The following is a 14,472-nucleotide window of genomic DNA, read 5'->3' on the forward strand; positions in this document are numbered from 1 at the left end:
CTCATATGACTTTTTATAGGATATAAACATGATTAACAAAGCTGATAAAGGTATCACTGACGTACTTAGTCAAATCAAAGATGGCGCCACCATTATGATTGGTGGCTTTGGCACGGCAGGTCAACCCGCTGAACTCATTGACGGGCTTATTAATTTGGGCGTAAAAGATTTGGTCATCATTAATAATAATGCCGGTAACGGCGACCATGGCCTTGCCAAACTCTTACAAACAGGTGCTGTACGTAAGATAATTTGCTCTTTTCCCCGTCAATCAGACTCTTGGGTATTTGATGAGCTTTATCATGCTGGCAAGATTGAACTGGAGCTAGTACCACAAGGTAATTTGGCTTGTCGTATTCAAGCAGCAGGTATGGGACTCGGCGCAGTATATACGCCAACAGGCTTTGGCACTTTACTCGCAGAAGGTAAAGAGACTCGTCATATCGATGGTAAAGACTATGTTCTTGAATATCCGATAAAGGCTGATTTTGCCTTAATTAAAGCCAATAAAGGCGATCGCTGGGGCAACTTGGTGTACCGCAAGTCTGCACGCAACTTTGGTCCAATCATGGCAATGGCAGCTGATATTACTATCGCCCAAGTCTCTGAAACGGTGGATCTTGGTGAACTTGATCCTGAGTATGTTATTACACCGGGTATTTTTGTGCAGCATGTGGTGCAAATCCAGCCTACTAGTACTGAACCTGCTAGTGATGAATATGCTAGCACAGCAACGACAGCCACCGCTTAATACTGCCAATTATAAGGATCGTCATCATGAGCCATACTTCCTACACCGTTTTGACCCGCGATCAAATTGCCGAGCGCGCTGCACAAGATATTCCAGATGGTGCTTATGTCAATTTAGGCATCGGACTACCGACCAAAATTGCCCAATACCTACCGGATGATAAAGATGTATTTTTACATTCAGAAAATGGCTTACTAGCTTTTGGACCACCACCTGCTAAAGGTGAAGAGGATCCCGAGCTGATTAATGCCGGCAAAGAATACGTCACCATGCTCGATGGCGGTAGCTTCTTCCATCATGGCGACTCTTTTGCGATGATGCGTGGTGGTCATATCGACATTTGCGTATTGGGCGCGTTTCAAGTGGCAGCCAATGGCGACTTAGCCAACTGGAGTACCGGTGCAGAGGATGCAATACCTGCCGTTGGCGGCGCAATGGACTTAGCCGTCGGTGCCAAAAAGGTCTTTGTCATGACCAATCATATCACCAAAGAGGGCGAGCCAAAGATTGTTAGTGAGCTTAGCTATCCGGTGACGGGTAAAAAATGCGTAGACCGTATCTATACCGACCTCTGTATCATTGATGTCACTGATAAAGGTTTAGTCGTTACAGAGATGGTTGACGACCTAAGCTTTGATGAATTACAAGGCTTAACGAGTGCGATGCTAATTGACGCTACAAATTAAAAACAATAAAAAGGACAAGGACGATGACTGATTCAACCATTGGTTTAAACAACGCTTATATTATTGATGCCATTCGCACCCCTTTTGGACGCTACGGCGGCGGTCTCGCCCCTGTACGTGCTGATGATTTGGGTGCTATTCCCATTAAAGCCTTGATGGAACGCAATACCACAATCGACTGGGAACAGGTCGATGATGTTATTTACGGTTGTGCCAATCAGAGCGGTGAAGACAATCGCAATGTCGGCCGTATGTCGTCGCTACTCGCAGGTGTGCCCTATCAAGTGCCAGCTACCACAGTGAATCGCCTATGTGGCTCGTCTATGGATGCCTTAGCCATTGCGGCACGTGCGATTAAGGCAGGTGAAGCTCATCTAATTATTGCAGGTGGCGTTGAGAGCATGAGCCGTGCGCCATTTGTCATGGGTAAGTCAGATCAAGCGTTTGGTCGTAGTCAAAAGCTCGAAGATACCACTATGGGCTGGCGTTTTATCAACCCAAAATTGGATAAGCTATACGGTACAGAGACCATGCCGCAAACAGCGGAAAATGTCGCCGAGCAATTCAATGTCAATCGCGTTGATCAAGATACTTTTGCGCTTCGTAGCCAGCAACGTACTGCTACAGCCCAAGAGTCAGGGTTTTTTGAGAGTGAGATTACGCCTGTCGTTATCCCGCAACGTAAAGGCGAGCCTGTCATTGTCGATACCGATGAGCATCCCCGCGCCGATACCACGCTTGAGAAACTCACCAAACTGCACGCCATTGTTAAAGAAAATGGCACCGTAACCGCTGGTAATGCATCAGGCATCAATGATGGCGCGGCAGCTTTTTTAATAGCGTCAGAGCAAGCCGTTAAAGAATTTAATTTGAAGCCGCGGGCACGTATTGTGGCTTCCACCACAGTAGGCGTTGAACCACGTATCATGGGCTTTTCCCCAGCACCAGCGATGAAAAAGCTGCTTAAGCAAACGGGTCTTTCTCTCGATGACATGGATGTGATTGAGCTTAATGAAGCTTTTGCTGCACAATCTTTAGCTTGTACGCGTGATTTAGGGTTAGCTGACGATAGCGAGCGCGTTAACCCTAATGGCGGTGCGATTGCCCTTGGTCATCCACTTGGCGCTTCAGGAGCACGTTTGATTTTAACGGCACTTAATCAACTTGAGAAAACAGGTAAGCGTTATGCAATCTGCTCGATGTGTATCGGCGTAGGACAAGGTATCGCCATGATTATTGAGCGGGTTAATTACCAAGATTAATACTCATCTCTACATATACTTTCAACACTTTAATCCTAAATAAGGATGCTTAATATGCCCCTATTTGACAACCAAGAAATTGTCCTAAACTATGCCACTTTTGGTGATAGCAGCAATCCTGCTCTGATATTTTCCAACTCTTTAGGTACCAGCTATCATATGTGGCAGCCACAAATCGATGCCTTGCAAAACGATTATTTTATCATCTGCTATGACACTCGTGGCCATGGTAAGTCTTCCGCACCAAGAGGTCCTTATAGTTTAGATCAGCTTGGAAAAGACGTCACTGATTTGCTTGATTATCTGAATATTGATAAAGCATTTTTTTGTGGCATCTCTATGGGCGGTATGACTGGTCAATGGCTGGCTATCAATCACCCTGACCGCTTTCATCACTTGATGCTATGCAATACCGCTGTAAAGATTGGTAACGAGGCAGCATGGGTAGATCGCGCGCAATTAGTACGTGAGCAAGGTCTGGATCCTATTGCCGCTACGGCTGCCTCGCGTTGGTTCACTTCAAGTTTTATCGATAATCATCCTGATGTAGTTAAAGCATTATCTGGCGCTCTTGCAGCTGGCAGTAGCGAGGGTTATGCCAGCAGCTGCGAGGCATTATCTGTCGCTGATACTCGTGAGCAGTTAAAAGATATCCGCGTGCCAGTTACGGTGGTTGCAGGTACTGAAGACCCAGTGACAACGGTTGCCGATGGTGAATATATGGTCGATCATATACCTAATGCTACGCTCGCTACTATCAATGCCTCGCATATCTCAAATATTGAGCAACCTGAAGAGTTTAATCAGCTCGTGCGACAGTATTTTAAACAATAATATTGCTATATAACTTATCTAAATATCATCACTACCGGTTACAGCATTAACGGCAATCTTGTGATGTTTTTCCATAATGCATGGTGAATCTCATATATCTTTTAAATATATGAGCTATTTTCTTGCATGTCTTTTAAGAAATACCACTTGTTACCAAAAATCGTGCAGATTTCTTTAGTTTGCCTCTAAACAGCTAATATACATACATTTATTAGCTTCTTAGAGGTCGCCTAAGATAGGTTTTAACTGATTTAATGTAAGTCATCTACACGTGCCTATATCTTTTCATGCTCTGTAAAACTAAAAACCATACCTTATAGGTATATATTTATACTTAGATAGTTTTTGACTTGATCATCAGAAAACAATAACTTGTTAGACACTTATAAGGATATTATCCATGGAGAAATACGAATGGAATCACCAACCTTAAACATCAATAAAGTTATTGATGAAGCCAAATTCGCGCCCTTTCATTGGAAGGTGCTGTTTTGGTGCCTACTGATTATTATCTTTGATGGTTATGATCTCATCATTTATGGTGTAGCATTACCCTTACTCATGGAAGAATGGTCTTTGACCGCAGTACAAGCAGGATTTCTTGCCAGCGCAGCACTTTTTGGCATGATGTTTGGTGCAATGATTTTTGGTACCTTGTCTGATAAAATCGGCCGTAAAAAAACTATTATGATTTGCGTTGCCTTATTTAGTACCTTTACATTCGCTGGCGCATTCGCCAATGGTCCGATGCAGTTTGCTGCCTTACGCTTTATTGCTGGTCTTGGTATCGGCGGTGTAATGCCCATCTGTGTAGCGCTGACCTCTGAATATGCCCCAAAACGTATCCGCAGTACTCTAGTTGCCATTATGTTTAGTGGTTATGCCATAGGCGGAATGGCGTCAGCATTGTTGGGATCATTTCTGGTGGTAGATTATGGCTGGGAGATTATGTTTTATATCGCCGGCATCCCTACCTTACTATTGCCAATTATTTGGAAAATGCTGCCTGAATCTTTGATGTATTTGGTTAAAGAAAAAAGACACGATGAGGCCAAGAAAGTCGTCTGCAAACTTGCACCACAAGAGAAAGTTACCGCGTCAACTACTTTGATATTAGACGAACCAACCAAAGGTGACGATGCTTCTATTAAAGCCTTGTTCCTAAAAAATCGCGGCTTTACCACAATCATGTTCTGGGTAGCCTTCTTTATGTGCTTATTGATGGTATATGCTCTCGCCAGTTGGTTACCAAAGCTTATGATTCAAGCAGGTTACTCGCTAGGTGCTAGTATGCTGTTCTTATTCGCACTCAATATTGGTGGGATGGTTGGCGCTATTGGTGGCGGTGTACTGGCTGATAGATTCCATCTAAAACCAGTATTAACCATTATGTTTGTAGCTGGTGCAGCCGCATTGATATTACTTGGCTACAATAGCCCGCAAGTGGTGCTATATAGTCTTATAGCGATTGCAGGCGCTACTACTATTGGCTCACAGATATTACTCTACACCTTTGTCGCTCAGTATTATCCTACTGCTGTACGTACCACAGCTATGGGTTGGGCATCAGGTATCGGTCGTATTGGTGCTATCGTAGGTCCTATCTTAACTGGGGCGCTACTTACACTAGAGCTAAGCCACCAAACTAACTTTTTGTTTATCGCCATACCAGGAATAATTGCAGCTGCTGCTATTTTCCTTGTAAACTTAAATGCAGCAGTAGATAGTAAAAAAATTCAAGAGAAACCAGTCACTTTAGATACACCTATAGCGACCTAAATCTGATTTAGACTTTACTTTCATGCAGATGTTCTTGTTTTATACTTATTAGTTTTTAGCGTACTCACGATGTGGGTACGTTTTTTCAATATCTCCTACATATTTATGAGTAGGGTCTGTTGACCAATAGAATATGTCAAAACAAGAGTAACCAGCTCTTAGCTTTTTTTATACTTTGAATGAAAGATATATCCTTTATTGCCAATCATTTAAAAGTTTCATTTATAGACCCTTACTTTTAAAATATCTGCTGAAACTATCCATTTTGATACTATTTTGATACTCCAAATTTATTGATAAGCATATCTACTTGTTGATAGATATACTTATCTTCTAACCTAACCCTCCAATGCAAAAGGCTTTACGCCAATAATTGCAGCTACTTATCGCCATTCATTGTGTATTGTTGTTGTAAAAACAAGGACTCATAATCCTTTGGTCGTAGGTTCAAGTCCTACTGGGTCCACCACATTCAAACCCTTACAGTCATTGACTTGTAAGGGTTTTTTATTGTCTAGAATTTAATAGAAAACAATCATTGAGCTGTGCTGAAAAACCAGTAAAAGTAAACTTGCTAAACTAGTGAATTTAATAGCAGTAAAAAAGGTTGCCAACACTATATGTAATATAGCGTTAGCAACCTTTTTTCATTTAGTGTTTTACTTAGATAATGTGCCTAATATTAGAATTTGTTATATCTAATTTCTAACATTAGAAAGAAGTACGGCGATAATTACGATATTCAGGTAACCAAAAATTCGCTTTTAATCGACGTTGTAAATTCTCCGCTGTGATAGGTAGTGCTAGCTTATCTTGAGCCGCTTGCAATGCCACTGCATACGCTATTTTTTCACTGATCTCTCTAATGACTTTAATAGGCGGTAGGATGGCACCAGGTGCTTTTTCGTATTCCATTGATATATCTGCAAGGGCTTGGCTTGCCGCCATGAGCATATTATCGCTGATACCCGTCGCCCGTGCTGCTAAAACACCCAGACCAATCCCGGGGAAAATATAGCTGTTATTACACTGAGAAACCTCGAAAGACTGACCTTCAAAAGTGGTATGAGGAAAAGGACTACCTGTTGCAACAATTGCCTTACCCTTGCTCCAATTAGTCACTTCTTGCGGTGTTGCTTCTACACGAGACGTGGGGTTTGAAAGTGGTAATACAATAGGATGTTCAGTATTAACACACAAGGATTCGATCACCTCTTGGGTGAACAGACCTTTTTGTCCACTGACGCCGAATAATACGGTTATTTTTGCTTGTTTAACCACTTGCGCTAAACCGAGTTTCTTACTTTTATCCCAGCTTTCAATAGCGGATTCTTTTTGTACTAACGGTTCTTGGAATTTTTGTAGCTCCGTCATGTTATCAGTAAGCAGGCCATAGCGGTCAACCATAAATACTTGGCTGCGAGCCTGCGCCTCCGTTAACCCTTCACGCTGCATTTGGCGAATGATATGTTCAGCAATACCGCAACCAGCAGACCCTGCGCCTAAAAATGCTATTTTTTGTTGGCTAAGCTTTTGGCCCTTATTTAAGCACGCGGCAATCAAGGTACCGACTGAAACCGCAGCAGTGCCCTGAATGTCATCATTGAAGCAGCATAATTGGTCACGATATTTATTCAATAATGGTGTCGCGTTCTCTTGGGCAAAATCTTCAAATTGTAATAATGCCTCAGGCCAACGACGTTTAACGGCTTGAATAAATAAGTCGACAAACTCATTATATTCATCACCAGAAATGCGTGGGTTTCTCCAGCCCATGTACATAGGATCGTCAAGTAGCTGTTGATTATTGGTACCAACATCCAACAAAATTGGTAGGCAATAAGCTGGGCTAATACCACCACAAGCGGTGTACAAAGCCAATTTACCAATGGGAATACCCATACCACCAATACCTTGATCCCCTAGACCTAATATACGTTCGCCGTCAGTGACAACGATTACCTTCACATTTTGTTTGGTAGCATTTTGCAGCATGTCATCGATTTTATGGCGCTCAGGATATGAGATAAATAAACCACGTTTACGGCGATAAATTTGCGAGAATTTTTCACATGCTTGACCAACCGTCGGGGTATAAATGAGCGGCATAACCTCTTCAATATGCTGCTCAATTAGATGGTGAAATAAGGTTTCATTGGTATCTTGTATGTTACGCAAGTAAATATGCTTATCCATATCATTAGTGAATGAGCGCAGTTGATGATAAGCGCGTAGTGATTGCTCTTCAATTGTCTCAATGTTATGAGGCAATAGCCCAGTTAAATTAAAGCTATCACGTTCTTCTGATGAAAAAGCACTGCCTTTATTTAGTAAAGGAGTCTCTAAAAGAGCGGGGCCTGCAACGGGAATATATAAAGGACGCTTGTTTGACATAATGTAATCTTCTTATTAAAGGCATATGAGTGAAAGCTATGCTAGTGCTGCATTATACATAGCATCTACTGGTATTTAACAATAGATAACAAAATCATTTTGAATGAACATGGCTCTAAAGGTGATGGCACGGATACATTGGCCTAGAAATATAGATATATTTAGCTTTTACCTTAAATTTTTATAAAAAAGGGTTTTTGATTATTGGGTGTTTTCTATGAGATTTCATACAATCGAAGCCGCTACCTTTATTGATTTCAGTATTGACGGCGGTATTTATAGGAATCTTTGTTAAGCAGATAAGTAATCCGCCAATATGGCTTTTATTATCACTACGATATTTTTCAATTATTCAACGTATCACTATCAATACGACCATCAACCAAATTAATCGTTCGATCACAAGATGCTGACAAGCGTGGATCATGGGTAACCAACAATACCGCGCAATCACGTTCCTGATTGACTTTGCGGAACAGCTCAAACACTTCTCCAGCCGTCACGGTATCCAGATTACCTGTAGGTTCATCAGCCAATAGCAATGCCGGTTCGGTTATCAAGGCGCGTGCAATGGCGACACGCTGTTGCTGACCACCTGATAGCTCGTTAGGCTTACTGTCAGCGAACTGCTCCAGACCAACCGCTGCCAGTAGCTCGCGCGCTTTTTGGATAGCAAGCTTATTTGGACGACCCCTTGTCAATGTTAGCGGCATTAAGATATTGTCTAATGCACTAAACGCTTGAATCAGATGATGAAATTGAAAGACAAAGCCAATACTACTGCCACGTAAAGCGGTGCGACCAGCATCATTCATAGCGCTGGTTGCTTGACCCAATAGATATAGCTCACCGCTGGTTGGCTGATCTAGTAACCCTAGTACATTTAGCAAAGTGCTTTTACCTGAACCAGAAGGACCAATCAGGGCAGCAAAGTCGTTATTGCTGATGGTTAAGTCAATACCGTGCAGCACCTCAATCTCATTAGGTTGACCGATGTTATAAGACTTTTTTAGTGCCTCTAAACGCAGAACTTCGTGAGATTGACTGGACATAGGAGTTGACGTCTTATTAAAAGGATTGACAGAAACATCTTTAAAGTCACTGTTAAAGTCATTATTAAAAGTGTCGCTAGAATCATGATTAGACATAACGAATAGCCACCACTGGATCAAGTGCTGCTGCGCGCCGCGCTGGAATAGCGGCTGCTATCACACCAGTTAGCGTTGCTAACGACATAGTCACTAAGATCAGGTTTATCGATATGGGAATGGTAAATATGTCGGGCCCAAAAGTATTAAAAGACCAGACCAATACATAGCTGACACCACTACCGACAATCGAGCCTAGCAAGCCAAATATAGCCCCTTGAATTAAGAATATTCGTAGGATTTTCTGACGAGTTGCACCCATGGCTCGTAAGATACCAATCTCGCGCGTACGCTGAACCACACTGACTGACAGCACACTGGCAATGCCAAAAGCCACCGAGATCGCCACAAAAACGACAATCATATTGCTAGATAAACTTTGAGCCGTGAGACCACTCAGCAGTTGGGCGTTGGTTTCAATCCAGCTTTCTGCTTGCAATGAGGTCAAACGACCCACTTGTGCAGCGATTTCCTCCGCCTCAAAGATATCTTCAACCGTCAAATCAATGACTGTGATACCGCCCGGTAGGTTGAGTAATGACTGCGCTTGTTTTAAGTCTAGATAGACGTAGCGCGCATCAAGCTCTCGTACGCCGAGCTCAAATATACCAGCGATATTGACTACAGCGCTGTTGTTACTAAGGTTGCTACCAAAGTTGTTACTCAGATTATTGTTGCCATTATCACCACTGTCTTGACCTGTGTCCAAACGTAATTTGCTGCCGACCTCTACTCCCAAATCTTTAGCCAGTTCACTACCAATCAATACATTATCTGCGCCCACTCGCAGCTCACCACTGATTAAGTATTCATCAAGTGGGATTATATTCTGATAACGCGCCAAGTCAGTACCTACTAGTATTACCGACTCTAATGCCTCACCACGCCGGACAAACCCAGGCCCAGACACGTTTGGCGATACGGCAGTTAATAAGGGCAGTTGATCTAGCGTGTCAGTGATTTGCTGCCAATTATTAATAGAACGTAGCCGCTGTGGACGCTTGTCTTCTTGTATCAGTTGCAGCGTATCATCAGCAGATGGCGCTATTAGGTTGACTTCGTCTGGCGCTACTAAGCGAATATGTGCCTGACTGCCGAGGGTACTGTCAATAAGGTTGGTCTGTAATCCTTGGATGAGTGCGGTGATAAATATAATAACGGCAACACCTATCGCCACTCCAAGAGTAATCATCAACGACTGTATGCGTCCCTCGCGTAAAAAACTGATGGCAATGTTGGCATCAATCCATAGTCTATCGAAAAATGCCGTCAATTGACTGTCTCCGCTGCTTGGCTCTTATCACTTACCGTCGTTATCTTGTCAGCATCAGGAGCGGCAAAAGGTGCTGCTTGAAGCGCGGTTCTCACTCTTTTTCCATCAGCCAGTGAGACAGTGGCATCAACCAAAATCTCATCGCCTGCGCTCAGTCCTAAGAGCACCTCTGATGCTGATAGCTCGCGTAACCCTAATTTCACTACTTGACGTTGTGTTTTACCATCACGCAATAATAATACTTCGGCGCTGTCTTCTTTAATATTGGCTAGTGCATCATTAGGAATGACTAAGGCTTTTGCGCGTTGATCCGTTTCGATATTCACTGATACCGTCATATCTTGACGCAAAAAATCAGGTACAGGATCGACGGATAATCTCACCTCTACCGTACCGCGTTGCGGATCTATACTTGGTGCAATGAAACTAATACGTACGGGGAACGGTTGATCCGGATAGGCATCAGCAATAGCGACAGCCGGTTGCTGCAAGGCCAATCGAGATAAATTACGTTCATCAAGCGGTACTCGTATTTCAGTTTTACCATCGAGGGCAATAGTAAACAAGCTTTGACCTGGCTGTACCAAATCGCCTACCTCAATATTACGGGTTAGAATAGTGCCTGATACTTTGCTACGTACTTGCGCTTTGTTGAGCTGAGCCTGCAATGCTGCGATACGAGCACGTAATAAATCTTCTTCAACACCACCAGAGGAGAGTGCATTCGCTCTCAGTCGTGCATTTTCAAGGTTATTGCGTGCTTGAGCTTGGGCTTGAATCGCCTGCTCCATTTCCTCATCAGAGATGGCCGAGATAGTAGCCAATTCGCGCCTACGCTCGACATTACGGCCAGCTTGCGCCAACGCTACTTCGGCATTGGTCAAATCTACTGCTGCCTGTGGACGAGTGCTACTAATCAATTCCGCCAACTCGGCTTCTGCTTGCCGCACTTGGGCTGCAACGTCATCGGAGCTTAGTACCAACAATAAATCTCCTGCAGCGACTTGTTCGCCTTCTGCTACCCGTCGCTCTAATACAACACCTGATATCTCGCTACCAATGTCAATATTCGATACGGCAACGACCCGTCCAGTCGCTACGACCGTCTGCACCAAAGGCATCGAAGATATTCTATAGCTTGGTAATAGTGGTCCTTGCCACCAGCGAAAGGCAAAAAAGCCCGCAACAATGATGAGCAGTAGTGCGCTAACAATCAGTTTATAAGGAATAGCGCGCAATGAGTTTCTCCCGTTCAGAACAAATACCTAGTGGTTTACAGTTTCTACTAAATTCGATCGTTATGCGAGTTTACTGCAAAATTTTTTAGGTTTAAAATTATTTATTAACTGAAAATCATCCTGTTAGTATGGTTATATTTTGCATGGTTATATTAAAAATATTTTATTCACTACAATAGTTAAGATGCAAAAAAACCCTTCTTGCTATTATTTATATAGCATGAAGAGTTTTTTACTGCCGAATAAATCAGTGCGATATATACAGATTTAAAAGCCAAGTTAATCATCAAATGCCTATCGTAAAGACAAAATAATAACTCAAGTGCTCAGAATCATATAAACACCAAACCATCTTCAGTTTGATGCACCTTAATATCAACATCATAAACATCGCTTAATTGCGAGCGTGTCATCACTTCACTAGGCGTTCCTTGTGCAACAACTTGTCCACCGCTTAATAGCACCACTTCATCAGTATAGCGATGCGCATGGGTCAAATCATGCAACACAACCAAGATACTTTTGCGTTGCTGTCGTACCAAATTATGCAAATAATGAAGTAAAAAACGCTGATGGCGAATATCAAGATGATTGGTCGGCTCATCAAACATCATGATTTTAGTGTCTTGCATTAGCGCCCTTACGATAGCCAAGCGCTGCTTTTCACCGCCTGATAAGGTTTGCACGCGGGCACTGACCAAACTTGATAACTCAAAATCCTGTAGTAAACGTTGCGCGCGCTCAACATGATGGCTATTTGGGCGCTGATACCATGCAAGATTTGGCGAGACTCCTAACAGCGCATAATCCAATACCGTTAACGGTAGCTCAAAACGCTCATGTTGTCCAACCCAAGCGATATGACCATCATTCATGACCTCGTTGATCGGCTGACCGTAAATCGTAATGTGACCATCCGTTTTGAGGGCGGTTCCTGTGTGTTGACCCAAAACCGTGTGCAGCAACGTACTTTTACCTGCGCCATTTGGTCCGATAAAGGCGACCAGCTTTTGGCTTGGCACGGTTAGATTGTCTATCTTTAACAATGTTTTATGACCATGCGAGATATGAATATCTTGCATCGACAACAGCTCGCCTTCATCACTACTCTTGATATCACTACTATTTATACGACTGTCTCGACTCGCTGGTGATGTCTTTGATATAGCCGTAAAATACGAATGAAACATAAACACTCTCTCCAATTAACGGCGGCTACTACGCACAAACAGCCAAATAAAGAAGGGACCGCCAAGCAACGCTAAAACGATGCCAACGGGCACATCCACTGGATAAGCAACATGCCGCGCCGCGCCATCAATGACGAGTAATAATATCGCCCCAAGCCAGCCAGACCAAATCATGAGACGCATACGTCCGCCGCCAAACAGAATAGCCAGCAGGTTTGGCACCATCATGCCAATAAAACCAATGACGCCTGCTAAAGACACCGCTGCCCCTGTTAATAATGCCGAGGCAATCACGACCAAACAACGAACCATACCCACTTTGATACCCAAGGACTTAGCGGCTGCCTCACCTAACATCAACCCGTCCAACTGGCGACCTAATGGCAATAAAATCGCTAAGCCTAAAACCATAGAAATAATTGAATATCGCAGCGGTACGAAGCCCGCTTCCGCCATACTGCCTGACAGCCAATTGGTCGCGGAGCGCAGCACCATGTCATCAGACATGAATAAAATCAGGCTGACGACAGCGGCACAAAAAGCACTAATGACAAATCCCAATATCAGCAAGCCCATCTGCCCACCACCCAAAAACCGATGACAAGCGAGAATAAATAAACAGACCAATACGCTTCCGGTAAACGCCGCAAGCGGTATCCCAATGCCACCAAACCCCAACGCCAGAACCAAAACAACACCAAGCGCCGCGCCACCTGATGTACCGATTAAACTTGGGTCCGCTAAAGGATTTTCAAATAAAGCCTGTAATGCTGCGCCACTAACTGACAACGCCATACCAACCAGTAATGCCGTCACCACACGCGGATAACGCAGCTGCCAGATGGTGTCATCAAGATGATTGGGAATTGACCATTCACCAAAGCCAATACCAAGTGCCAACCAAATTAGCAGCACAGATGCGACAGTCGCGGCAACATAATAGATGCTAAGTTTGTGTTTTCCAGTTTGTGTAGAGATAGAAGCAGAAATCGTATTTGCCATGTGAGATGTCATTTTGTTGAATATGAGATAAAGTATTTTTGCTTAGGCTATTTTGCTACAGCGTTCAACTTTTTTAAGACGTCAGGCGAATGCAAGCCATAACGCAGAAAGTCATCTGCTGGCCAAAAATGTACGCCGCCCTTCTTGCCTGCGGCACTTGCTGCAATCTCAGGACGTTTACTAAATTTACTGACCCCGCCAACCACTGCCTGATTATGATCGGCAATAATAATCACATCGGGCTTGGCGGCCAGCCAGCCTTCACGGGACATAGGTTTTAATCCCGATACGTTTGCAGCGTTAATCCCACCAGCTCGGCGAATCAACTCATCCCCTACCGTACCCTTACCTGCAACGATACGACCATCGTAACTTAATAAATAACGCTTACCCGTCTTTGCCATTGGACTCATCCCTGTATTCCAACGCTTCGCAAGCTGCGATCCTTCAGATTTTTTATCAACGTAACTGCCGATAGATTTAATACTATTAGCAAAGGTGCTTACCTCTTCTTTGGGCGCGACATTAACGGCTTTAACCTTTAGACCATTTAAGCGCTGATAAATACTCGCAGGCTGCACCATATAACTGCCGAGCACTAAATCAGGCTTGACCGCCAACACTGACTCGGCGGTAATATTACGGTGCATACCCACGGCTGGCACGCTCTTTAACGCTGGATTATGATTAGTCGCATCTTTACCAACCAATTTATCGGTCGCTCCTAGTGCCACCACGACGTCTGCAACATCGGGGCTCATCGCGACAATACGATCATAAGCTTGGGCAGAAAGTGAGGGCACGGCAAATGCGCCAATAATGGCCGCAGTGCTGATAGCCCGACTCATCAATTTTTTATTTATCACTGAGTGAGTGATTACTGTGTTTGATAATGCAGAAGACATAAGCATTCCT

The 14,472-nt window shown here is 43.6% G+C and carries 12 protein-coding genes; 5 read left to right on the forward strand and 7 right to left on the reverse strand.

Annotated features, from left to right (window positions below; all coding sequences use genetic code 11):
* Nucleotides 1–28 precede the first annotated feature (28 nt).
* The 5 genes from JMW85_RS08665 (at nucleotide 29) to JMW85_RS08685 (ending at nucleotide 5,312) form a co-directional block, all read left to right on the forward strand.
* Nucleotides 29–751: a 3-oxoacid CoA-transferase subunit A gene (locus JMW85_RS08665; RefSeq protein WP_201581474.1), complete on the forward strand. Its 723-nt coding sequence runs from the start codon at nucleotides 29–31 to the stop codon at nucleotides 749–751.
* A 26-nt stretch (nucleotides 752–777) separates the two neighbouring features.
* Nucleotides 778–1,437: a 3-oxoacid CoA-transferase subunit B gene (locus JMW85_RS08670; RefSeq protein WP_201581475.1), complete on the forward strand. Its 660-nt coding sequence runs from the start codon at nucleotides 778–780 to the stop codon at nucleotides 1,435–1,437.
* A 38-nt stretch (nucleotides 1,438–1,475) separates the two neighbouring features.
* On the forward strand, nucleotides 1,476–2,699 hold the full coding sequence (gene pcaF, locus JMW85_RS08675) for a 3-oxoadipyl-CoA thiolase (protein ID WP_201581808.1): 1,224 nt from the start codon (nucleotides 1,476–1,478) through the stop codon (nucleotides 2,697–2,699).
* Between the two features lie 54 nt (nucleotides 2,700–2,753).
* Complete coding sequence (gene pcaD / locus JMW85_RS08680) at nucleotides 2,754–3,533, forward strand: 3-oxoadipate enol-lactonase (RefSeq protein ID WP_201581476.1); 780 nt, start codon at nucleotides 2,754–2,756, stop codon at nucleotides 3,531–3,533.
* Nucleotides 3,534–3,947: 414 nt separating this feature from the next.
* Nucleotides 3,948–5,312: an MFS transporter gene (locus JMW85_RS08685; RefSeq protein WP_201581477.1), complete on the forward strand. Its 1,365-nt coding sequence runs from the start codon at nucleotides 3,948–3,950 to the stop codon at nucleotides 5,310–5,312.
* Between the two features lie 711 nt (nucleotides 5,313–6,023).
* Here JMW85_RS08685 and JMW85_RS08690 read toward each other — a convergent pair.
* The 7 genes from JMW85_RS08690 to JMW85_RS08720 form a co-directional block, all read right to left on the reverse strand.
* Complete coding sequence (locus tag JMW85_RS08690; protein WP_045446305.1) at nucleotides 6,024–7,706, reverse strand: NAD-dependent malic enzyme; 1,683 nt, start codon at nucleotides 7,704–7,706, stop codon at nucleotides 6,024–6,026.
* Between the two features lie 344 nt (nucleotides 7,707–8,050).
* Entirely contained in the window at nucleotides 8,051–8,758 is a 708-nt protein-coding gene (locus JMW85_RS08695) for an ABC transporter ATP-binding protein (RefSeq protein ID WP_201581809.1), read from the reverse strand.
* 88 nt (nucleotides 8,759–8,846) lie between these two features.
* Entirely contained in the window at nucleotides 8,847–10,046 is a 1,200-nt protein-coding gene (locus JMW85_RS08700; protein WP_201581810.1) for an ABC transporter permease, read from the reverse strand.
* A gap of 77 nt (nucleotides 10,047–10,123) precedes the next feature.
* On the reverse strand, nucleotides 10,124–11,365 hold the full coding sequence (locus JMW85_RS08705; protein ID WP_201581478.1) for an efflux RND transporter periplasmic adaptor subunit: 1,242 nt from the start codon (nucleotides 11,363–11,365) through the stop codon (nucleotides 10,124–10,126).
* A 332-nt stretch (nucleotides 11,366–11,697) separates the two neighbouring features.
* Nucleotides 11,698–12,555, reverse strand: a complete 858-nt coding sequence (locus JMW85_RS08710; protein ID WP_201581479.1) for an ABC transporter ATP-binding protein — start codon at nucleotides 12,553–12,555, stop codon at nucleotides 11,698–11,700.
* Between the two features lie 15 nt (nucleotides 12,556–12,570).
* The gene (locus JMW85_RS08715) at nucleotides 12,571–13,557 is read right to left on the reverse strand and encodes a FecCD family ABC transporter permease (RefSeq protein ID WP_201581480.1); all 987 of its coding nucleotides are present in this window, start codon (nucleotides 13,555–13,557) and stop codon (nucleotides 12,571–12,573) included.
* A gap of 47 nt (nucleotides 13,558–13,604) precedes the next feature.
* Nucleotides 13,605–14,462 (reverse strand): heme/hemin ABC transporter substrate-binding protein, encoded by an 858-nt coding sequence (locus JMW85_RS08720; protein ID WP_265090737.1) that lies wholly within the window; start codon nucleotides 14,460–14,462, stop codon nucleotides 13,605–13,607.
* Nucleotides 14,463–14,472: the final 10 nt, after the last annotated feature.

Origin of the sequence: Psychrobacter glacincola, from assembly GCF_904846075.1 — a bacterium.
Classification (GTDB): domain Bacteria; phylum Pseudomonadota; class Gammaproteobacteria; order Pseudomonadales; family Moraxellaceae; genus Psychrobacter; species Psychrobacter glacincola_C.